General features: G+C 35.0%; 23 protein-coding genes and 1 tRNA gene. 8 read left to right on the top strand and 16 right to left on the bottom strand.

Annotated elements, in window-relative coordinates; translation table 11 throughout:
• The first annotated feature begins 49 nt into the window (after window positions 1–49).
• Both ligD and NK356_RS02795 read left to right on the top strand, forming a co-directional pair.
• Window positions 50–1,921, top strand: coding sequence for a DNA ligase D (gene ligD / locus NK356_RS02800; protein WP_253316212.1), 1,872 nt, complete (start codon window positions 50–52; stop codon window positions 1,919–1,921).
• 32 nt (window positions 1,922–1,953) lie between these two features.
• Complete coding sequence (locus NK356_RS02795; RefSeq protein ID WP_034693049.1) at window positions 1,954–2,499, top strand: hypothetical protein; 546 nt, start codon at window positions 1,954–1,956, stop codon at window positions 2,497–2,499.
• 77 nt (window positions 2,500–2,576) lie between these two features.
• Here the strand turns inward: NK356_RS02795 and NK356_RS02790 are convergent, their stop codons facing one another.
• The gene (locus tag NK356_RS02790; protein WP_034693047.1) at window positions 2,577–3,422 is read right to left on the bottom strand and encodes a mechanosensitive ion channel family protein; all 846 of its coding nucleotides are present in this window, start codon (window positions 3,420–3,422) and stop codon (window positions 2,577–2,579) included.
• Between the two features lie 309 nt (window positions 3,423–3,731).
• Between NK356_RS02790 and NK356_RS02785 the strand changes: the two genes are divergently transcribed.
• Window positions 3,732–4,277, top strand: coding sequence for a hypothetical protein (locus NK356_RS02785; RefSeq protein ID WP_034693045.1), 546 nt, complete (start codon window positions 3,732–3,734; stop codon window positions 4,275–4,277).
• Here the strand turns inward: NK356_RS02785 and NK356_RS02780 are convergent.
• From NK356_RS02780 to NK356_RS02765, 4 genes are all read right to left on the bottom strand, one after another.
• The gene (locus NK356_RS02780) at window positions 4,274–5,008 is read right to left on the bottom strand and encodes an SDR family NAD(P)-dependent oxidoreductase (protein ID WP_253316211.1); all 735 of its coding nucleotides are present in this window, start codon (window positions 5,006–5,008) and stop codon (window positions 4,274–4,276) included. The genes NK356_RS02785 and NK356_RS02780 overlap by 4 nt on opposite strands.
• Before the next feature lie 139 nt (window positions 5,009–5,147).
• Window positions 5,148–5,510: a preprotein translocase subunit YajC gene (gene yajC / locus NK356_RS02775; RefSeq protein WP_034693042.1), complete on the bottom strand. Its 363-nt coding sequence runs from the start codon at window positions 5,508–5,510 to the stop codon at window positions 5,148–5,150.
• 10 nt (window positions 5,511–5,520) lie between these two features.
• Window positions 5,521–6,027, bottom strand: a complete 507-nt coding sequence (locus NK356_RS02770) for a DUF1573 domain-containing protein (protein ID WP_034693041.1) — start codon at window positions 6,025–6,027, stop codon at window positions 5,521–5,523.
• A 1-nt stretch (window position 6,028) separates the two neighbouring features.
• The gene (locus NK356_RS02765) at window positions 6,029–6,934 is read right to left on the bottom strand and encodes a transcription antitermination protein NusB (protein WP_034693040.1); all 906 of its coding nucleotides are present in this window, start codon (window positions 6,932–6,934) and stop codon (window positions 6,029–6,031) included.
• 91 nt (window positions 6,935–7,025) lie between these two features.
• Here NK356_RS02765 and NK356_RS02760 point away from each other — a divergent pair, with 91 nt between their 5' ends.
• Together NK356_RS02760 and NK356_RS02755 are read left to right on the top strand one after the other, a co-directional pair.
• Entirely contained in the window at window positions 7,026–8,687 is a 1,662-nt protein-coding gene (locus tag NK356_RS02760; RefSeq protein WP_253316210.1) for an ABC transporter ATP-binding protein, read from the top strand.
• 99 nt (window positions 8,688–8,786) lie between these two features.
• Window positions 8,787–9,122 carry a DUF3276 family protein gene (locus tag NK356_RS02755; RefSeq protein WP_027375472.1) on the top strand — a complete coding sequence of 112 codons (336 nt, stop codon included), beginning with the start codon at window positions 8,787–8,789 and terminating at the stop codon, window positions 9,120–9,122.
• A gap of 301 nt (window positions 9,123–9,423) precedes the next feature.
• Here the strand turns inward: NK356_RS02755 and NK356_RS02750 are convergent.
• The 11 genes from NK356_RS02750 to NK356_RS02700 all read right to left on the bottom strand — a co-directional run bounded on the left by NK356_RS02750 (window position 9,424) and on the right by NK356_RS02700 (window position 19,897).
• Window positions 9,424–9,499: transfer RNA gene (locus NK356_RS02750), tRNA-His, on the bottom strand.
• A 35-nt stretch (window positions 9,500–9,534) separates the two neighbouring features.
• Window positions 9,535–10,254: a bacillithiol biosynthesis deacetylase BshB1 gene (bshB1, locus tag NK356_RS02745; protein WP_034693038.1), complete on the bottom strand. Its 720-nt coding sequence runs from the start codon at window positions 10,252–10,254 to the stop codon at window positions 9,535–9,537.
• 81 nt (window positions 10,255–10,335) lie between these two features.
• Entirely contained in the window at window positions 10,336–11,988 is a 1,653-nt protein-coding gene (locus tag NK356_RS02740; RefSeq protein WP_034693037.1) for a tetratricopeptide repeat protein, read from the bottom strand.
• Window positions 11,989–12,079: 91 nt separating this feature from the next.
• Window positions 12,080–12,952, bottom strand: coding sequence for a PstS family phosphate ABC transporter substrate-binding protein (locus NK356_RS02735; protein WP_034693036.1), 873 nt, complete (start codon window positions 12,950–12,952; stop codon window positions 12,080–12,082).
• Window positions 12,942–13,136, bottom strand: a complete 195-nt coding sequence (locus NK356_RS02730) for a DUF308 domain-containing protein (protein WP_034693254.1) — start codon at window positions 13,134–13,136, stop codon at window positions 12,942–12,944. The genes NK356_RS02735 and NK356_RS02730 overlap by 11 nt, the downstream gene beginning before the upstream one ends.
• A gap of 78 nt (window positions 13,137–13,214) precedes the next feature.
• Complete coding sequence (locus NK356_RS02725; RefSeq protein ID WP_034693035.1) at window positions 13,215–14,054, bottom strand: energy transducer TonB; 840 nt, start codon at window positions 14,052–14,054, stop codon at window positions 13,215–13,217.
• Window positions 14,055–14,082: 28 nt separating this feature from the next.
• On the bottom strand, window positions 14,083–14,649 hold the full coding sequence (locus NK356_RS02720; RefSeq protein ID WP_253316209.1) for a biopolymer transporter ExbD: 567 nt from the start codon (window positions 14,647–14,649) through the stop codon (window positions 14,083–14,085).
• Window positions 14,650–14,660: 11 nt separating this feature from the next.
• A complete protein-coding gene (locus tag NK356_RS02715) occupies window positions 14,661–15,269 on the bottom strand; it encodes a biopolymer transporter ExbD (RefSeq protein ID WP_034693033.1) in 609 nt (202 codons plus the stop codon).
• 61 nt (window positions 15,270–15,330) lie between these two features.
• Window positions 15,331–16,194 (bottom strand): MotA/TolQ/ExbB proton channel family protein, encoded by an 864-nt coding sequence (locus NK356_RS02710; protein WP_034693032.1) that lies wholly within the window; start codon window positions 16,192–16,194, stop codon window positions 15,331–15,333.
• A gap of 240 nt (window positions 16,195–16,434) precedes the next feature.
• Window positions 16,435–19,248: a leucine--tRNA ligase gene (leuS, locus tag NK356_RS02705; protein ID WP_253316208.1), complete on the bottom strand. Its 2,814-nt coding sequence runs from the start codon at window positions 19,246–19,248 to the stop codon at window positions 16,435–16,437.
• Between the two features lie 172 nt (window positions 19,249–19,420).
• Window positions 19,421–19,897 carry a lipocalin family protein gene (locus NK356_RS02700; protein ID WP_034693028.1) on the bottom strand — a complete coding sequence of 159 codons (477 nt, stop codon included), beginning with the start codon at window positions 19,895–19,897 and terminating at the stop codon, window positions 19,421–19,423.
• A gap of 145 nt (window positions 19,898–20,042) precedes the next feature.
• Here NK356_RS02700 and NK356_RS02695 point away from each other — a divergent pair, with 145 nt between their 5' ends.
• From NK356_RS02695 to NK356_RS02685, 3 genes are read left to right on the top strand one after another with little or no spacing between them, the layout of a single operon-like run.
• On the top strand, window positions 20,043–21,074 hold the full coding sequence (locus NK356_RS02695) for an acyltransferase (RefSeq protein WP_051934236.1): 1,032 nt from the start codon (window positions 20,043–20,045) through the stop codon (window positions 21,072–21,074).
• Between the two features lie 22 nt (window positions 21,075–21,096).
• The gene (locus tag NK356_RS02690) at window positions 21,097–21,852 is read left to right on the top strand and encodes a glycosyltransferase family 2 protein (RefSeq protein WP_034693026.1); all 756 of its coding nucleotides are present in this window, start codon (window positions 21,097–21,099) and stop codon (window positions 21,850–21,852) included.
• Entirely contained in the window at window positions 21,852–22,478 is a 627-nt protein-coding gene (locus NK356_RS02685; RefSeq protein ID WP_034693024.1) for a hypothetical protein, read from the top strand. Before NK356_RS02690 ends, NK356_RS02685 begins: the two co-directional genes overlap by 1 nt.
• Window positions 22,479–22,666 lie beyond the last annotated feature (188 nt).

Below are 22,666 nucleotides of genomic sequence, written 5' to 3'. Positions count from 1 at the left end.
ATTTAATTCTTTAACAAACGAGAAAAAATTAAAGTCCTTTATCAAACCTATGCTGGCCAAACTTTCAGATAAAGCCTTTAATGATAAAGACTGGATCTTTGAGATAAAATGGGATGGCTACCGAGCTATTGCTGACCTCAGCCGTGACACTCCACTTTTCTATTCCAGGAACGGAGTTTCTTTTTTATCAAAATTTGACAAAATTACTCAGGACTTCGGTAAACAGAAACATCATATGATCGTTGACGGTGAAGTTGTAGCCTACGACGAACAGGGAAAGCCTAATTTTCAGCTTTTACAACAAATCGGGGATAATCCCAGTACAGCTCTTGTTTATCAGGTTTTTGACCTTTTATGGCTGAATGGTCATTCTACTGAAGAAATTCCTCTTATCCAGCGAAAAGAACTTTTGAAAGAAGCTTTAATTGAAACTGACAGTATTCAATATTGTGATCATATTCCTGAAAAAGGTATTGAACTTTTTGCTCAGATGAAAAAAATGAAACTGGAAGGTATGATTGCAAAGCGGGCAGACAGTTTATATCTTGAAAACAGCAGGAACAGCGACTGGCTTAAAATCAAATTTTCCAAGACAGAGGAAGTCATTATTTGTGGGTTCACAGAGCCAAGAGGTTCACGGGAAAGTTTCGGGGCCTTGATTTTAGGAAAATATAGTAATGAAAAACTTATTTATTGTGGCCATACGGGTACCGGATTTAATAACACTTCTTTGAAAGAGCTTTATAAAAGGTTTCAGAAATTAATTATAAAATCTTCTCCTTTCGAAAATATTCCAAAGACCAATATGCCGGTAACATGGGTAAAACCTGACCTTGTATGTGAAATCAAATATTCAGAAATAACTTTGGACGGAATCTTCAGACATCCTGTTTTTATCACAATCAGAGAAGATAAAAATCCGGAAGATCTTAAAGAATCATCCTTCACCGAAAAATCTAAAGAAATGAAATCAAAAGCAGTATTAAAAAAAGCAGAGATTAATGAGAAAGAAAAAGAGATCACTTTGGATAAACATCCCGTAAAACTGACAAATCAGAATAAAGTTTATTTCCCTAAAGATGGCATTACAAAAGGAGATGTCATTGAATATTACCAGTCTATAGCACGTTATATTCTCCCTTATTTAAAAAATCGCCCCCTTTCTCTCAATCGGTTTCCCAATGGAATTGAGGAACAAGGTTTTTATCAGAAAGATGCCGGAGATCACATTCCAGACTGGATAAAAACCACACAGGTCTATTCTGAATCGAATGATAAATACATCGATTATATTTACTGCAACGACAAAGCTACTTTAGCTTATCTGAATAATTTAGGTTGTATTGATCTGAACCCATGGAACAGTTCTTTACCGGATCTTGAGAATCCGGATTATCTGGTTTTAGATCTTGACCCTTCTTCAAAAAACACATTTGATGAGGTGATTGAAACAGCGCTTCAGGTGAATGAAGTTTTAAAAGCTATTAAAATAAAAGGTTATTGTAAAACTTCGGGAAGTACGGGAATTCATATTTATATTCCTATGGGAACTCATTATGATTTTGGCCAGGTAAAAGATTTCGCTCATATTCTTATGAAGCAGGTGAATGATAAACAGCCCAAGATTACCACTTTAGAAAGAAGTCTTCAAAAAAGGGATAACAAAAAAATTTATCTTGATTACCTGCAGAACAGAACCGGGCAAACTTTGGCAAGCGCATACAGTCTTAGACCCAAACCGGGAGCATCAGTTTCTATGCCTTTGGATTGGGATGAATTAAAGCCTGGTCTGAAGCCAACAGATTTTAATATTAATAATGCTCTTGACAGAATTAAAAAGAAAGGTGACTTGTTCAAACCGGTTTTGGGTAATGGAATTGATATGATGAATGCTTTGGAGCTACTACAGAATATTGGTTAATTTCTCTATTTTTGCCAGCAAAATTTTTAATCATGGAGGAGCCTATCAAATTACAATTATATTTCAAAGAAAATGTAGAGAGGGAAAATCAGAAATTTTTCTTTCAGTATACCTGGAAAAAGCACTTCGTTGAACTCAAAAAAGCAATCCTATATGCTGTACTATTCCTCGCATTAGGATTTCTTCCTTTAAAATCTTTGAATCTTGGTCCCGTTTCCGTTATTTTTAAATATGGTAGTTTCTTATTTATAGGATATATTTTCCTTCTTTTATATCAATATTTCAGTACCAGAAATAAAACCTTCAATTTGATAGAAGAACAAATTGAAAATCTTAGAAGAAAACATGAGGAAATCAGTTTTATAACCCTTCACAAGGACAGCATTACTGTTAAAAATCCATTCAATACAATCAACTGTGTCTGGGATAAAACTCATTATAAAATGGTTGATCAATACCTTATTTTAAATATGGTTAATAAAAATATTAATTTCATTTTTACAGAACCTGAGTTTAAGGAGAATGAATATAAAATTTTATTAGATTATCTTCAGGAATATTCTAAAAAAGAGAAGTAAAAATATTACCATTTTTTTTAAATAAAAACTCCTACATTACAATAATGCAGGAGCTTCTTAAAAAAAATTAAATATAATTATTGATTGTAAACATGAATATCTCGTTGTGGAAAAGGAATTCCGATTCCTGCTTTATCGAGAGCTTCTTTACAACCGATGATTAGTTCTTCGTTCATCGTCCAGAAATTTTCAGTGGAAGTACTTACTCTTACAGATACATTGACAGCACTGTCTCCAAGTTCCGTAACGACCACCTGTGGAGCAGGCGTTGCAAGAGCATATTGATTATTCTTAATGACATTCATTAAAATATCTTTGGTCTGTCTAAGATCCGCATCATAGGCAATTCCGATATCCAGTGATGTTCTTCTTGTCCCCAGTTGGGTAAAATTGGTAATACTGTTATTTGAAACTACTCCGTTAGGAATAACGATCAGTTGGTTTTGTGGGGTGATTAGTTTTGTATGAAAAATATCAATAGCATCTACAGTCCCTGAAACCCCTGAATTGGTAGAAATAAAATCACCAATCTTAAATGGTTTTAATAGTAGAATTAAGATTCCACCAGCAAAATTTGTTAAGGAACCTTGTAAAGCTAAACCTACCGCTAAACCTGCGGCACCAATCATTGCAACAAACGCAGATGTTTGTACTCCAAGTTGAGTCACAACAACAATAAACAGCAGAATATTAAGTCCCCAGTTGATAATATTTAAAAGGAAATGCTGCAACGAAGCTTCCATATTTCTTTTTTTGAAACCTTTTTCCACCAGTTTTTTAATCATCCTGATCATCCATGATCCGATAAGATAAATCAATAATGCAGAAATGATTGCAGTAAAAATTCTCGGTGCCCATGAAATTGCTGAAGAAATTAAAGTGTCCCAGTGTTGTTGAATCTTGTTCAGTTCTAAATCGTCCATTTTATACTATGTGTTTTACTATTTATATCAATGAAACATTGACATCTTCTGCAGGATTGAAAAAAAGAAATTCACCTTGCACTGTAGAGTGAAAGTAAATTATATTTTATCCTTAAAAATAGATTAACAGCAGAAAAGAATATTTCTGCTTTACTCAATAATCATTCAGAAATTGAATCTTGCAGGAAGAAATAATTTTTGGGTCATAGAATTACAAAAACGATACCGAAGTTCAATTATTCAGAGAAAATATTTTATAAGCTTCTTATTAATTATTTATTTTTGATCAGAATCTTTTTATGAGAACGTATGAATAATTCTGTTCAACTTGAAGTTACTTTTAACGAAAACAGGGAAAGAGAAAGTCAAAAATTTTTCTTTCAATACACATGGAGAAAACATTTTTCCAAATTAAGAATAGTAACCATTTGTGCAATACTCTTTTTATTAATTGGTTTTTTACCTATCAGCGAGCTTAATGAGAGTATCATTTCTTATCTTTTCAAATTCTTAGGGATTCTATGTATCGGATATATCTGTTTAGTAATTATTCAATACCTTGTATCAAAAAAGCAAACCAGCCATTTGATTGAAAAACGCATCAATGATCTGAAACAGATACAGGAAAAAACAAGTTTTATAATTCTGAATGAAGAATCTGTAACGATTAAGAAACCAACCAATATAGTAGGCTCCCACTGGAATAAGACAAGTTATAAAATAATTGGAAAATATATTATTTTAAACCTGCTGCAAAACAAAATCACTCTCATCTTTACTACATCAGGTTTTACTGGCTCTGATTATGATACTTTCAAGGATTTTGTTCAAAAATATTCTCAACAGCAGAATTAAGGTAATTTTGCAGCCAGACTTTCCGGTAAAAGTCTAAGAATATGGTAGATAATTTTCCATTTAAAATTCGGAACAATGGTAAAGGAATTTCCGGCGTTGACAATAAATTTCGCCACATAATCCGGCTCCATGATCAGAGATTCATTCAGTTCCAGTCCTTCGTTGATTTTTGTTCTGATATAGCCAATAACCAGAGCATTCACAATAATTCTTCGGGAAGCTAGTTCCTGTCTCAATCCTGCCAGAAACTGGGTAAACGCAGCCTTTGTACTTCCGTAGACAAAATTGCTTTTTCTCCCTCTTACTCCGGACAAGGAAGAGAGCCCGATTATTCTTTCCAGGTTGGTATTGCTTTTATCCATTGCAATAATACTCAGGATAGAAACTCCACCCATATAATTAACTTCCATCATTTGTTTCGCTCCTTTGAAATCAGTCAGTGCCTTTTGATTGTCTACTAAAAAACCGGCAGCATAAACCACAATATGAGGTTTGATGGAAAGATCAGAATAAAATTTTTGATGAGAATTAAAATCTGCAGCATCAAAATACAAAACAGAAACTTTGGAGCGGTCCAGATTGTTTGAATCAATGAAATCATTCAAAGAGGTTGTATTCCTGGAAGCTGCGATTACGGAAAACCCTTTATCCACATATTGTTTTATGCATTGCTTTGCAACATCTGAATTGGCTCCCAGAATAAGAACTGTTTTGTTTGTGTTTTGATTCATGAAGCAAAGATAATTTTTTATTAAACACTAATTTCCCTAATTGTTTTTCACAAATGGACACAATTTTTCAAACCCGTATAAAAAAATTGCGGCGGGTGAACTTTGTTCACCCGCCGCAGCTAAATATTTTCAGACTGAATTATTTCTTTTCTTCAGTTGCTGTTTCTTTTTTATCATCTGCCTTCTCAGCAGCTTTTGCTTTATCTCCAAAACGAGATTCTGTCATTTCTCTTGAAACTGCAGCTTTTTCAAATTTCAGTTTTCCGGATAATGTTTCGATAACAAAACCGTCATCCTGAACCTGAGCAATTCTTCCGTGAAGACCTGATGTAAGAACTACTCTTGTTCCCACTTTAAGGTTTTCCTGAAAGTTTTTCTCCTGCTTTTGTTTTTTCATCTGAGGTCTGATCATCAGGAAATAAAACCCTACAAACATTACCCCCATCATGATCAGCATCATAGGTGATGATCCACCCTGTGCCTGTAAAAATAGTGTCAACATATTTTAAATATTATGGTTGAATGTTCGCTGTGAACGTTAATCTGATTGGAGCTTTTTCTACGTTAGCAAAAACGTCTGCATACTTCTGAACGTTTCCGTCGAAGCTTGAAGAATCGAAATGCAAAGTAACTTTTCCTTTTTTACCAGGCATGATAGGCTCTTTTGTAAAATCAGGAGCTGTACATCCGCATCCTGGCTTCACTTCAGAAATGATTAATGGATTCTTACCTGTGTTGGTAATTTCATATACGTGCTCTACTTTATCTCCTTTTTTGATTTTTCCAAAATCGAAGCTGTTTTCAGATAAAGCTACAGAAGTAGATGGTTCGTTTGAAACCGGAGCTGCTGCTTCACCAGTTACAGGTGCTGCTACAGAATCAGTAGTTAGCGGAGCCACAACAGCTGCAGAATCAGTAGTTGCAGTTTCAGCACTTTGAGTTTCTTTGTTTTCTTTTTTACATGAAACTAACCCAAAGCCTATAATTGACAAGGCGATAATTGATAACGTCTTTTTCATTTTATATTCTATTTTGATCTTTACAATATTTATCTAAAATACCATTGATGAAGATATTGGAACGGTCTGTAGCAAATACTTTTGCAATTTCAATATATTCATTAATGATTACTCTTGAAGGTGTGAAAGCAAAGTTATCAAGTTCTGCAATTGCTGTAGATAAAATTACTTTATCCATTAGAGAAACTCTTTCCAAATCCCAGTTTTCCAGTCTTTCTTCCAGTTTCTTTTCATTGTTTTCCCAGTTGTTCAGGGTATCTCTTAACAATTTTGCAGCGAATGTTTTATCTTCTTCATCTTTAATCATTTTGATCAAAGTTCTGCTTTCTTCATCTTCTCTCAGGAAACCGATTGTTTTTTGTACCATTGAATTGGCAATATGGATATCATCGTACCATGAAAGTTCCTTATCTCCTAAGTAATCATGAAAATCTTCATTTTCAGCAATATATCTTAGAAATAATTTACCTATAAATTTCTGATCTTCTTCAAAAGAATATCCTTCTTCTTTCATAAAATCCTGATAACGTTTCCCGGCAGTAATTCTCTGGAAAGTTTTTACCAATAAATCATCATGCATATCCCATTTCAACTGCTTGTGCTGCCCTGTAAAAAATAATCTTTCAGGATTTTCTTCCAGCTTAAGCAATACCTGGTTATTGATGAATTTTTGGTTAGGATTAATATCAGCATCAGTTTTAAGAAATTTATTCTTACCAATTTCGATCTGATTTTCTGCCAAATCTTTCAAACCCACCAAAAAGTTGAGCTGATAGATGTATAGATAATAGATTTTCTCTATCCCGGCAAACATGTTTTTCTCTAAAACATCAAATTTTACAGGATTTTGGTAGTAAGAATACACGGTCTGTACTACTTTTTCACGGATTTGTCGTCTTCCTAACATTCAAAGAGCTTTTTTATGGGTGCAAAGATACAAAATTTAAAATTGATGAAATTCGTAGTGTGATGACATTTTTGTAATTTTGTGCAACTATATGAAAGCGCTTAAAACCTTAAACCCCTATTTTTGGAAACACAAAATATTGTTGTTTTGGGGGGTACTATTTATCATTGCCAGTAATTTCTTTAATATATATAAGGTTCAGTTTGTAGGAAAATCTGTGGATGAACTTACAAAAAGTGGGAATCTTGGCTTTAACAATCAGGTTCTGATTTATGTTGGAATTATTGTAGGATGTTCTCTCTTAACCGGATTCTTCACCTTTATGATGAGACAAACCATCATTGTCGCATCCAGAAGGATAGAATACGAGCTTAAAAATAAAATCTACAGACATTATCAGGATTTATCTTTAACGGATTATAAACAAACTACCATCGGAGACTTAATGAACAGATTAAGTGAGGATGTTGTTGCCGTAAGAATGTATCTTGGTCCCGGAGTGATGTATGTAGCGAACTTAATTGTATTGGTGCTGATTACCGCTATTTACATGGTAAAAACGGATGCTTCCATGACAATGTGGACCTTACTTCCACTTCCTATTTTATCTTTTGCTATTTATAAGGTAAGTTCTATTATCAACAAAAAGTCGAAGATCATGCAGAAAAGCCAGTCTGCGATCTCAACTTTTGTTCAGGATAGCTTTTCCGGAATCCGTGTGGTAAAATTCTTCGCCAGAGAAAAATACATTGAAAAAAACTACGGAATCAAAGTTACCGATTATCAAAATAAAGCTTTGGATCTTGCTAAAACAGAAGCTTATTTCTTCACCATTATTCTTTTTGTCATCGGGTTATTAAATGTTGCCATTATCTGGATTGGAGGAACAAAATATATTGCAGGAGAATTAAGCATTGGTAAGATTGCCGATTTCTTCATGTATATCAACACCCTGATTTTCCCTTTCTCTATGGTAGGATGGGTAACTTCTGTCAACCAGAGAGCTGAAGCATCTATGCAGAGGATCAATGAATTTATGGATAAAAAATCAGAAATTATTAATACTAATTTTGAAAACTATCCGATCAAAGGAGATATAGAATTCAGAAATGTTTCTTACGTATATCCAAATACAGGAATCAAAGCTCTGGACAATCTAAGTTTCAAAGTAAAAACCGGGGAATCATTGGCTATTATGGGGAAAACAGGTAGTGGAAAATCAACAATTGCTTTGTTATTATGCCGATTAATAGATCCTACTGAAGGAGAAATTTTAATTGATGGTAAAAACCTGAAGGACCATAATCTGGAGAACTACAGAAACTTTATCGGATATATTCCTCAGGAGAGCTATTTATTCTCTGATTCTATTGAAAATAATATCGGTTTTGCCATTGATCATCCTTCTCACGAGAAAGTAGTAGAGTATTCCAATATTGCAGATGTTCACAAAAATATTGTAGAGTTTAAAGACCAATATAAAACACTTGTGGGTGAACGCGGAGTAATGCTTTCGGGGGGACAAAAGCAAAGAATTTGTATCGCAAGAGCCTTAATTAAGGACCCTAATATCATTATTTTTGACGATTCTTTGTCCGCTTTAGACACTGAAACGGAGCAGAATATTTTGGAAAATATTGATAAAAAAATCAGTAACGCAACTTCCATAATTATCACACACAGAGAGTCTAGCGCACAAAAAGCCCATCAGATTATCAACCTGACCGAAATTGCCAATTCTGTAACCGCATAGCCATTTCATTCTCAATTGTTAAATAAATCATAAAAAAAATTTTGTGATTAAAAGAATTCTTTTATATTTGTTCTTAACAAGATTAAAAAATATCTAACAATGAGTGAATACAAGGAACGCCATGAAAATGAGATTTTCACGAAGGTGTTAAAAGCAGGGAGAAGAACTTATTTCTTTGATGTGCGCGAGACGAAAGCAGGAGATTATTATCTTACAATCACTGAGAGTAAGAAGAATTTCGGAGAGAATGGGGAAGCTACATTCGAGAAGCATAAAATTTACCTTTACAAGGAAGATTTTAAGAGTTTCCAGGAGATGTTTAATGAGTCCACAGATTTCATCATTAATGAAAAGGGTGAGGATGTAATTTCAGAAAAACATGACAAAGACTTCAAAAGCAGATCTTTCACCATTGATTCTGACGACGAGGTTTAAAAAAAGAATATCTAAAAACACAAGCATCTGAAAAAGATGCTTTTTTTATGCTCTAAAACTATCTATGCATAAAAAAAACGGGCTAAATGCCCGCTTCTATTGAATGTTATGATGAATATTTTTTTTAAGATTTCTCATAGCTGTCTTATTATTTTGCAAATACCATTTTTATACGTTGGCCCAAGATTATAAACGTAATACGTGAAAAAATTTGAAAAAAAAGTAGAAAAAAGAAACTTTCAGTGGGTACTGAAATAGGTACAAAATAAAAAAGTACACTTTCAAAAAGTGTACTTTCTTTGGGTGAATGATGGGTCTCGAACCCACGACCTTCGGAACCACAATCCGACGCTCTAACCAACTGAGCTACAATCACCGTTTTCTGAGTGCAAATATAGGACAATTTCCTCAACTACCAAACAATTCCATCAAAATTTTTCAAAGAAATTAATCTCTCAGACGTAAACCCCTCAGCATAAGCAACTCCCGATAATCGCCCTAAATCCTGAGCGCGGTAAGTTAAGCTCTCATAAAAGTCTTTTGTGGTAATTGGAGTCTCAGGTTCTTTAGACGTTGGGTCATAAAACTGAGTTTTGTATGCCATACAAGCTTCCAACTTTGTATTAAGATGCTCCGAAATATCAATGACAAATTCCGGTTTGATATCTTTCCACTGAATATAATGAAAAACATGCTTTGGTCTCCATACTTCCTGAGATTCTCCATCCAATACAGTTTCAATTTTTCTGAGCCCGGACAAAAAGCACGCATCCGATACTAATTTCGCTCCTTTTGCATGATCTGGATGTCTATCATCAATTGCATTCGCTAAGACGATTTCTGGCCTGTATTTGCGAATCATTTTTACGATCCTCATTTGGTATTCTTCGGAGTTAACCAAAAAACCATCTTTCATTCCAAGATTCTCTCTTGCGGAAAGCCCTAAGATTTTGGCAGCATCCGCTGCTTCAGTTTTTCTGGTTTCATCTGTACCTCTTGTTCCGAGCTCTCCTCTTGTAAGATCTACAACTACACATTTTTTACCCTCTGAAACCATTTTAGCGATAGTTCCTCCACACCCCAATTCTACATCATCAGGATGTGCTCCAAAAGCAAGTATATCAGTTTTCATAAAATCAAAGATAAGTTTAAAATAAAAACTTCCCAAACATTACGAATGGGAAGTTTTAATATCTATAATTTAAATTTTAAATTACTTATTGATCTCTGCATTTAATTTTACAGCATCCTGATAAGTAGGATCCAACTGTAGAGATTTTGCTACATAATCTTTTGCCTTAGCAGCATCAGAATCTTTGCTCATATATGCTACGGCAAAATAAGCATAAGCAAGAGTCTGTTTATTAGCTTCCTGATCAGCTGGTTTTACTGTACTGATGAATTTCTCATAAGCCATTTTTGCTGCATCATTGTTTCCTGCCTGCTGGTAAGAATACCCTTGGCTGTAATATGCCGGTGCCCAATCTGGAAGAAGTGCAGACATTTTTTGCCATGTAAGGATAGCTCCATTCCAGTTTTTAACATCCTGGTAAGCTGTAGCTAGCTTAAATAATGAATCAGAATCCTGGTTATTAGCAGCAACTTTCTGTTTCAATGCCTCAATTTCAGGATTAGTAGGTCCTTTGTCAACTTCTGACTGAGATACACCACCACCTCCAGCGATGTTAGCCAATTCAAGATCCCACTTCATTGTTTCATCTTTAGCAGCCTTTGCGATAGCAACTTTCTGCTGAGATTCTGTCATTAAAGCTGTCTTTTTAGCAGCATCTTTTTCATCTTTTGCTAAACCTGCTGCAATAAGACCTTGTAAACCTTGGTCAGCAGGTTGTACTCTTGTTTTTTCAACCTGAGAAACGAAAGTATCCATGTTTTGCTTAGCATCTGCATAGTTTTTATCAGCATATGCATTGTAAGCTCTTAATTTGAACTTGATAGGATCTTCAATTTTATCAAAAATCTTATCTAATACCATTTTAGAGTTTACATAATCTTCATTTGTGAAGTATAGTTTTGCAATTTCTAATTGAGTATACGGATCTTCATCAGCATACTTGGTATAGTTGATAAGGTCTTGTGTAGCCTTTGCATTCTGTTGGTATCTGATATCATAACCAGCTAATGCCTTATATGCAGGCGCGTAAGTAGCATCTACACCAATAGCTTTATCAATGTTTTGCTTAGCTTGTTGCCATTGTTGTGCAGCCATCCATAAAGTTGCCATTCTTGTATAAACGGAAGCTTTATTTTTAGCAGTAGGTAATGCTTTATCATAAGCAGACATAGCCTCTCCCGGCATTCTCTTTAATCTGTAAGCATCCCCTAATGTATAATAATAGTGTGCAGGAACACCTTTTTTCTCAGCTTTTTCGATAGCTTTAGTCAAAAACTGAATAGCAAGATCAGGTGAACTGTTTTTCTCGAATAGAGTTAAAGCTTCTGCAGCTCTGAAAAGAACTTCAGCATCTTTTTCTCTTGAATCAGTAACTACTTTCTGAATTTCAGCAACGGCATTTTTATCACCTTTACCTAATTTAACAGCAGCTAAACCAATTTTGTTAAGATAGCTTTTACCATCAGCCGCTAAGCCTTTATTGAAATTTTCAGTTGCTTTAGCGTAATCTGGCTCTCCTTGTCTTAAGAAAGTATTTCCTAAATAGAAGTAGTTATCAGCTGTGGGTTCTTTAGCGATCATTTCAGTGAAATTTGTTTTTGCCTGAGCAAATTTATCACTGTCAATACTGTTGATACCATCCTGCAATGTCTGTGCAGAGGCAAAACCGGTAAAAAATACCACGGCTGCTCCAAAAGCAATCTTCTTTACATTCATATTCATTATATCTTTCATTTTATATTTTCAAATAATTGAGTTTTATTGTACACAATTTTCAGACCAAATCAAAATTTTTAATGAGGATAAATTGTGAATTTAATATTTTTTAACGCATCTGCACTTCTCTCTTATAAATATTATAAGGTTGCAACCCTTCTTTCTGAACAATTTTTTGGCCTAAATGGGTACATGAAAATCTTATAAATCCATTGGCAATATTAAAATTACCTTCGTTAATCAGGAAATAAAGCACTCTTGTAAACGGATATTCCATTGTACGAAGTCCTTCAAAATCTGCATTGTACGATTTTCCTTTTTCTACCACAGGAAGAACCTTCACCATCTCTCTCAATTTTTCTGACGTTTTATCATAAGGACGGCTAAAAGTATTCAATCCAATAACGCCTATTTTATCGGGATATTTTCCTAATTCCTCTATAATCTTCTGATTTCCCGGAATAATGGAAAATTTCAGGTCTTTGGGTTGTTTTTTTAATTTCTCAGCAACAAAATTCAGGTTACTGGAGTTCGTTCCATCAAAAATAAATTCCTTTTTATCAGACATCAAACCGCTGTTGATTTCTTCTATTGAAATACTTTCTTTTGGAGAATCTTTAGGAACAACAAAAACTACTGCATCTGCAGCAAATTTAGCAGGAAGAAACTTTAAATCAGTTCTTTCCTCATATGTTTTTATTTCTTCAGGATTAAGATTTCTGGACATTACTACCACTTTAGCACTTCCTTTCAAAAGATCAAGAAGTCCTAAATCTTCTTTCTTGGTTTCTACTTTGATGTGTGTCTCAGGATAGTTGATCATATAGCCGTCAGCTAATGCTTCTGTAACGCTTTGAAAAGATTCGTCAGTAAAAATTGTAAGATTACCTTTGTGATAAGAAGGAGCGTTTTTCTCCTTTTTGCAGCTTGCAAGCATCATACTCAACACAAAAATTACTGCAAGCTTGAAACTATTCTTCATTTCTCGATTTTTTAATTCTTGAGATCGCCCTGTAAATTCTAAAAATACCATAAATAATAAGCACCACCCCTAGTGCATAAGCAACAGCGGGCTCTAAGATAGTAAAGAAGAATTTGTAGACAATCACTACAATTCCTAAAACGATATAAAACAATCCCGTAACCAGGGATAACCAATTGAACATCATGTAACAAAAATACCAAAAAAAATAAAAAGAGAAGCATAAGCCTCTCTTTTTATTTATATTTTGAATAAATAAGTCTTATTCAAAGTTCATAGTAAATGGTACGCTATAGTAAGATCTAACGCTCTCCCCGTTTCTTTTCGCAGGAGTCCATTTTTTAAGTTTCTTAACTACACGCATTGCTTCACTGTTGAAGTCGCCATTTGGAGATTTCTCTTCAATAGTAACATTCGAAACAGTTCCGTCTTTTTCAACAACGAACTTAAGCTTCGCTTTAAGTGTTCCTTCACCTCCTTCCATCAAAGATGTATCGAAGTTGTCTCCCAAGAACTTTCTTAATGCTCCCATACCTCCAGGATATTCTGCAGACTGGTCAACATCTTTATAGATCTCGTTAGGGTTGTTCGCTTTCACTTCTACTGTACTAGCTTTAGTACCTGTAGATGGTGGTGGCGGTGGTGGTGTATAAGCCGGAGCTTTTACCCCTTCCTGATTATTCAAACCAGTTGTAGTTTCCAACTGCTTAGAAATTGGTGGTGGTGGAGTTTCAATTTTCGGAGCTTTTACAGGCTCCGGAACCACGTTCTGAATTACTTCAATTTTCTCTTCCTCTTTTGGAGGCGGAGGTGGTGGTGGTTCTTCTTCTTTAGGCTGCTCGATAATCGGTTCTTCCTCGATAATATCTACTAGATCTGCCTTAACTTCTTGCTTAGGCGGAGCTGTAAGATTTTTAATCGTAAGATAGATGAACGGAGACAAAGCCGCCAAAAGGAATAATGCTGTTCCGATAATAAAAGACTTTGTTAAAAGTCTCGGATACTGATGTCTAAGATCATAGGCACCATATTCCTTGTTTCTATTTTCAAATACGATCTCGTCTAAAGTAAGATTCTGACCGTATACATTTTCATCTGCCATAGATTAGATATACAATTTTATGGTTAAATTACTTTGTAGCAGCTGGTGCAGCAGCACCTCCTACTTTCTTCTCATAAATAGCTTTTTCCCAAGGTTTGATATCAGTAACCCCGTACTGCTCACTTTTGGTAATTGCCATTTCGTCAAGAATATCAACAAAGTTCTTATATATAGCATCGTCAGTTGGCTTGATGATCACGGTAAATTTCGTTTGATCTGCAGCTCTAGATTTTGCCTGCTGAATTACTTTTCTAATTCCTTCTCTGTCAAGAGTAGTTTCCATAAGAGTTTGGTCATTTAAGGATGTAGCATCCTGCTGGTGCCAAAAAACTCTATTGTTTTTTCCTAATAAGATAGAAATTGAGTTAGAAAATTTAATTTCTGTTGGAGGTGGTTTTTGTTTTTCATCTTTCGGTTTAGCCGGAAGACCCAAATCCATAACGTTCGGTTTACTGAACGTAGTTGTGAACATAAAGAAGGTAATCAATAGAAAACCCAAGTCCACCATCGGAGTCATATCGACTCTGGTGTTTTGCTTCTTGGAACGGACCTTGCCGCCCTTGCCGCCTTTTTCTTGTACTTGTACTTCTGCCATTTCTATCGATATTATTCGTTAGGTTTACCTTCTTGTGATGTAATCAACCAAAATTTAAGAAAATCAATATCTCTTAAACCTTCAAATAAACTTTTCACTTTAGGGTATTGTGTTGTAACGTCACCTTTAATCGCTAACTTGTAGTCAGGGTTAACGCTCAAACTTTCTTTTACCCAATCAATTAATTGCTTATTTGTACTGTCCATAGGAATTCCTGATGGACTTCTATAATTTTTCTGCTCATCTGCAGGCATATCCAAGTAACCTTTAAGCTGGTTCATTGGAACTCCGATTGCCTGAACTTTCTGGAAAGCAGCTTTTTGGTTGTTGTCAAAAGTAATACCATACTTTTGTCCCATTTTATCCAAAAGAGCAATTCTTTCTGATGCATTTTCTACTGGCTGGAAATAGAATTTTCCGTCCGGAGTAGCATTGATAGTCATTAAACTAGCATCAGGAAGCAATTTTTCCGAAATTGAAGATGGCGGTTTGATCTGCTCCACGTCAGGTTTTTTAAACTGAGTGGTCAAGATAAAGAACGTAAGAAGTAGGAACGCAACGTCACACATTGCGGTCATGTCCGTTACGACTCCATGTCTTTTAGGTTTGACTCTCGCCATTATTATAAAATATTTTTAATTAAACTTCTTTTAATTGCTAATGCAAATATCTTGCTAATTCTTAGTTGAATTCAGCGAAAGATTGTTGGATACTCATAGAGATCTCGTCGATCTTGTAAGTTAATCCATCAATTTTAGATGTAAAGAAGTTATAAAGGATAATAGCGATTGCTGAAGTACCAATACCTAATGCCGTGTTAATCAAGGCTTCAGAGATACCTGTAGATAGAGCAGCAGCATCTGGAGTACCACCTCCTGAACCTAATGCAAAGAACGCCTTGATCATCCCGATTACTGTTCCAAGTAGTGCAATTAGGGTTGCAACTGTACCTAGAGTAGAAAGGATCATCATGTTTTTCTCAAGCATTGGCATCTCAAGAGTAGTAGCTTCTTCGATAGCTTTGTTAAGAGCTACCATTTTCTGCTCTTTATTTAATGTAGTATCGTGAGAAAGTGCTTTGTAAGTAGTAAGACCTTCTTTTACTACGTTACCAACAGATCCTTGTTGTCTGTCACACTCTTCGATAGCTTCGTCAATTTTGTTTTGGTTTAGTAAGCTTCTTACTTGAACAACGAAGTTGTCTAAGTTTCCTTTTCCAGCAGCTTTACCAAGAACGAAATATCTTTCAAAAGAGAAAACGATTACAGTAATCATGAAAGTAATCAAGATTGGTACGATAACCCCTCCTTTGTAGATAATACCTAAAAACGATTCTGGGTGAATGTCTTTTCCTTCAACACTTGAAAAAGCTACAGAACCACTTCCTAGTTTTTCTGCATCCTTAAAGTTTCCTGGGCTACCAAGAACGAATAAATAAATACATACTCCTATAGCAAATAGAATAGGAATAATAACAGCTGGATTTAAACCTCCTGCCTTTCTAGCAACTACTTGCTCATCATTTTTTGAAACATTCATTTCCATATTTAACTAAATTATATTGTTTTAAAATTTTACAGGGTGTAAATTAAAGGCAAAATTAATTAAAATGCAAGAGTCTTAATTAAACATTTTGCTTTTTTTTGATAAAGAAAATTTAATACGATTTCGAAATAGTAATTATTTTAAATTATTTTATTTATTTTTTCCAAATTTAACATTTCAGTTAAAAAATCAAAAAAATAAGACACCCATTTTTTTTAATTTCCCAATGTTAATTTTTTTTTAAATTACGATATTCACAATACGGTGAGGGACTACAATGATTTTTTTAGGGGTTTTACCCTCCAAAATCTGTTGCATTTTCTCGTTCGAAATCACCAAATCTTCCACTTCCTTGGCAGATAATTGAGCTGAAAGCGAAATTTTGAACTTCATTCTACCATTTACACTTACCGGATACTCAATTTCGTCTTCAACCAGATAATCTTCATTCAATGCCGGGAATTGTTCAAATTCTATCGATGTATCGTTTCCTAGTAAACTCCACAATTCTTCACAGATGTGAGGAGCATACGGAGAAATGATAACGGCAAGCGGTTCTAAAATATTGCGTTTGTTACATTTTATTTTCTGAAGCTCATTTACAGCAATCATAAAGGATGATACTGAAGTATTGAAAGAGAAGTTTTCAATATCGTATACTACCTTCTTTATTAAGGTATGTAAAACTTTGTATTCTGCTTTTGTAGGTTCTTCGTCTGAAACTTCGAATACGTCTCCGTTGAAATACAGGTTCCAGAATTTTTTAAGGAAACCATATACTCCACTTAACCCTTGAGTATTCCAAGGCTTGGATTGTTCTAAAGGTCCTAAGAACATTTCGTACAATCTTAAACCGTCTGCTCCGTACTCTCCACAGATGTCATCAGGATTTACTACGTTATATTTTGACTTGGACATTTTTTCTACTTCACGATCTGTGATGTATTTTCCGTCTTCCAAAATAAATTCTGCCTCAGCATAATCCGGTCTCCATGCTTTGAAAGCTTCTGTATCCAATTCATCAGAAGTTCCTTTTAATAAGGATACGTCTACGTGAATCTGTTGAGTCTGGTAATCCTTAGCTAAATTTTTAGATACATATTGATTCGTACCGTCAATTCTGTATACAAATGCACTCATTCCTAAGATCATCCCCTGGTTGATCAATTTCTGGAATGGCTCATCATGGCTGATATATCCTCTGTCTTTTAAGAACATGTTCCAGAAACGGGAATATAATAAGTGGCCGGTTGCGTGTTCGCTTCCTCCTATATATAGATCTACCTGTCCCCAATAATCTGCTAACTCTTTTTTAACAAAAGCTTCTTCATCGTTAGGATCCATATATCTAAGGAAATACCATGAGCTTCCTGCCCAACCTGGCATCGTAGATAATTCTAACGGGAAAATAGTTTTGTCATCAATAAGATCTGTAGCAACTACTTTCTGGTTAGCTTCATCCCAAGCAAATTCTTTTGCATTTCCTAATGGTGGATCTCCATCTTCCGTTGGCAAATATTTTTCAACTTCAGGGAGTTCCAAAGGTAAAGCAGAAGCTGGCAACGTGTAAGGCATTCCATCCTTATAATATATAGGAACTGGTTCTCCCCAATAACGCTGTCTTGAGAAAATAGCATCACGCTGTCTGTAGTTTGTAGTTCCATGACCGATTTCTTTCGTTTCGATCTCGGAAATCATTTTTGCTTTCGCTTCATTATAATGTAATCCGTTTAGGAAATCAGAGTTTACACAAACGGAATCTTTGGAATCAAAAGATTTCTCCTGAACATCTTCTTCAGTTTCCACCACTTTTTTGATTTCAAGATTAAATTTCTTAGCAAATCTGTGGTCACGCTCATCGTGTGCCGGAACTGCCATCACAGCTCCTGTTCCATATCCCATCAACACATAGTCTGAAATATAGATTGGCATTTTTTCATTGCTGAATGGGTTGATTGCATAACTTCCGGTGAAAGCTCCGCTCACGTTTTTCACGTCAGACATTCTGTCTCTCTCCGTTTTTTTGGAAGTTTCTTCAATATAAGTATCTACTTCTACTTTTTGAGCATCCGTAGTAATAGTTTCCACTAAAGGATTTTCCGGAGCCAACACCATAAAGGTAGCTCCAAAGATGGTGTCAGGTCTTGTGGTAAATACCTCAACGGTTTCATCATGACCTTCTACATTGAACTGCACCTGAGCACCCTGAGATTTTCCGATCCAGTATTCCTGAGAATCTTTCAACGGTTGTGGCCAGTCTAAGGTATTTAATCCCTGTAATAATCTTTCAGAGTATGCAGAAATTCTCATGCTCCACTGCATCATTTTCTTCTGGAATACCGGGAATCCTCCTCTTTCGGATTTTCCATCCTTCACCTCATCATTCGCCAGTACCGTTCCTAATGCAGGACACCAGTTTACAGTCGTTTCTGCTCTGTAAGCAAGACGATAGTTTAAAAGGATATCTTCTTTATCAATTTCAGAAGCATTCTTCCACTCTTCTGCAGTGAAATTTAATTCGTCGTTCTGATTGGCATTTAATCCTTCTGTTCCTTTTTCTTCAAAATGTTGAATCAAAGAATCAATAGATTCTGCCTTATCAGTATTTTTGTTATACCAAGAGTGATACAATTGGATAAAAATCCATTGTGTCCACTTATAATATGAAGCGTCTGAAGTTCTTACTTCTCTGCTCCAGTCGAATGAGAAACCGATTTTCTTCAGCTGCTCTTCGTATCTGTTGATATTCTGTTCTGTAGTAATAGCCGGATGCTGTCCTGTCTGGATCGCATATTGCTCAGCAGGAAGTCCAAAGCTGTCATATCCTACCGGGTGGAGTACATTAAACCCCTGGTGTCTTTTGTATCTCGCATAGATATCCGATGCAATATATCCCAGCGGGTGACCTACGTGAAGTCCTGCTCCTGATGGATATGGGAACATATCGAGTACATAAAACTTAGGTTTGTCTGTGTTATTAGAGGTTTTATAGGTTTGATTTTCCTCCCAGTATTTCTGCCACTTTTTTTCTATCTGCTGATGATCGTAAAACACTTTGTATGTATGTTATATGTTAGACTGAATTATTTTTCTTTTTCACAAGATTCACAAAATTAGTGATTTTAAAGTAAATAGAAATTGAATTTATAATGAATTGCAATTCTATCCTCAACAAAAAAATCCCATCCGGAGATGAGATCTGTTTTATATCCTGAAGTATATACTATTATTGAGTAACTCTTTTGAAGGTATATGTTCTTGTCTGGAATATTTTTGGATCCTGAGTCTCCTCTCTCACAGCAAGATTGAGCGTCGTAGCATCCAAAGTAATAACCTTCGCATTCTGAGGCTCTACGATTCCCTGAATTTTCATTTGAACGTCTTTCCCTTCCTTATTATAAGTATAATTGAATTTTATATCTGAAAGAATAGCACACTGACCAGGTGTAGCAGTATCTCCCCAGTTCGTTTTCCCTCCTTTAGAGTCAACGCTGAACCACCATCTTGTCTGTTTCTGACAATCTGTATAAGTAATCGTGTTAGAAACCGGGTCTTCACCAACTTCTACAGTGGTAACTACTTCTTTTAACGGTTGCCATGTCCCAACAAGAGGAGCTTCCAGAACAGTATCATTGTCGCTACTACAGCCTGTAGCTGCAGCAAACAAAGATAAACCTGCAAATAGTAATGCTAATTTCTTCATAGATCAATTTTTTCAAGCGCTAAAATTATAATTTTTTTGATTTATATTACTATTTTTTATGAAAAATTATTTCATCGACGATTATTTATATATATTTAAAAATAGGGACACCCCATTTTCCCTTTATTTAACAAATAATGAATACATGAGCATCGTTCATTCTATTAAAAAAGTTATTTTTGCAGGAAACAAAATACAAATGCAGGATATTACGAGAAACAATTTTGATTTTATACGTGTTCTCCTTGCCTTTATTGTCTTTCTGGGACATCTTGGCACACTCAGCGCTTCTCCTGATCTCAAGATTTTTGAGCACAGCCCTATAGAAATTGCTGTTTTCGGTTTTTTTGCAGTGAGTGGATTTCTTATTGCAAGGAGCTATGAGAGGTCTTCAAGCCTGAAAAGCTATTTAAAAAAGAGAATCAAAAGAATTGTTCCTGCCTACTTATTGGTTATTTTTTTATGCGCAATTTTATTAAGCCTGGTAAGTACCTATTCTTTCACCGAATATTTCAGCAATACACAAGTTTACAAATACCTATTTTGGAATTCATTATTTTTAAATTTTAAAGCACCCTGGCTTCCCGGAGTTTTTGGGAATCAAGCAGTGAATGGTGCCCTATGGACGCTGAAAATAGAAATGTGCTACTATTTTGCGGTTCCTCTGTTGTTTTTGCTTTTCGGAAAAAATAATAAATACAGAAATACAAGTTTGATTATTTTATATTTCTTATCACTTATTTATCTGAATTATTTTGAATCTTTAAATAAAATTTCACTTGCCAAACAGCTTCCTGGAACATTATCCTATTTTATCCCTGGAATGTTGATTTACTTTAATTTTGATAAATTCATCCAACATAAAAATCTCATTTTCATCATTGCATTCGTCACCGTGTGGATTGATTTATTTTTAAAAGTTCAGCTTTTTTCTCCAATGATGATCGGGGTTATTGTAATGTACATTGCCTATTCATTCAAATTCTTAAATAATTTCGGAAAATATGGAGATTTCACCTATGGAATCTACATTTTCCACTTCCCTATTATCAGAACTTTCCAGACTTTAGGATTGTTTGAAGATTACAATCCATTTGTAATGGCTTTGGTATGTATGTTGGTGGTTATTGCGGTAGGTGTAAGTTCATGGCACCTTTATGAAAAAAGATTTTTATAATTTTGTAGTATAGAAAACATAAATGAAAGATCTAGTCTCCATTATTACTCCCTGTTATAATTCTGCAGAATTTATCGAGGAAACCATACATTCTGTTCTTAACCAAACCTATGAAAACTGGGAATGGCTTATTACTGATGACCTTTCTAAAGATAACACTGTTGAGATCATCAAAAAATACAATGATCCCAGAATAAAACTTCAGGTACTGGAGAAAAACGGAGGTGCCGGAAATGCAAGAAACAATAGCCTTGAGAGGGCACAGGGAAGATATATTGCCTTTCTGGATTCCGATGATTACTGGTATCCAGAATATCTGGAAACGATGACAGATTATATGCAGGAGTACAAAGCAGAACTTGTTTATTGTAATTATTCAAGATGCGATGAACAGCTTCAACCTATTCTGAAAGATTTTATGGCGGATAAGGTGGTTACATTCTCTAATCTTCTCAAGACATGCCGTCTGGCACCCGTATCTACGATGTATGATACTCAAAGAGTTGGCAAATTTTTATTCCCTGTAAAAAGCAAACGTGAAGATCATGTGATGTGGCTGAATCTTTTAAAAGTAATTCCTGAGGGGATTCCTGTAAAAAAGACTCTGGCCAAATACAGGATGCGCGAAAACAGCGTTTCCAGAAACAAAAAAAACATCATCAAAGATCAATATCTTGTCTATAAAGATTTCATGGGATTCTCCACAGTAAAATCGTTGTATTATACGGCTAACTGGGCATTAAACGGATTCCTGAAATATTCGAAAATTTTCAATTAATGGAGTATTCAAAAGAGTTCAAAGCCGCTCTGAGTGCTTTTTCCGGAACGGAGAAGGACAAACTTATTTTCAGACTCCTGAGAAAGGATAAATTATTATCTAAAAAACTCTACTTTGAACTGATTGATCCGGAAACCACGGATGATAAAAGAAACGCAATGGAAGAGCATGTGGAGGAACAGCTTCTTCTGGCTTCGAAATATGTGGGAAATGCCAAATATTTCCTGTCTACTGTGCGAAAAATAAGTGCTGAAATCACCGAGCATGTAAAAATCACGACTGATAAATTTGGAGAGGTTTCCCTGAATCTTCTTCTCGTCAACAAGGTACTGGAAAACAACAGCGACCTCAGCAGACAAAGGTTTGACAATGTTTACAAGCTTTACATTTACATCATCAATAAAGTCTTTAAATCTCTGATTCTTGTTAAAAAACTGGATGAAGATTACTGGATGGAAATTGATGAATATCTTCGTGATACTCAAAAGAAAATATCAGAAAACCATTACCTTCAAAAGCTGTGTACCAATAATGGTCTTGACCTTAACTGGCTTGAATGCGACAGGATTCCTGAAAACATTGACCAGATTATGAAAGAGATTAAAAGCCAGGGATTCTTAAGATAACCTGAGTTTGGGTTAAGTAAATATTGAAGGTGGGAAGCGGGAAGAAATAGGATGGAGGTAATTATTTTTAGTTATAAAATTACAGTCGCTTCACAAGTAAATACAGAAGTTGTTTCAACTTATCAAAAAATATGGGATATCTATTAAAACCATTAAGAAGGATTTAAGAAATAAAGTATAGTTAAGAT

Source organism: Chryseobacterium sp. S0630 (assembly GCF_024158915.1).
GTDB lineage: Bacteria > Bacteroidota > Bacteroidia > Flavobacteriales > Weeksellaceae > Chryseobacterium.
This window is presented reverse-complemented; position numbering and strand designations above follow the sequence as displayed.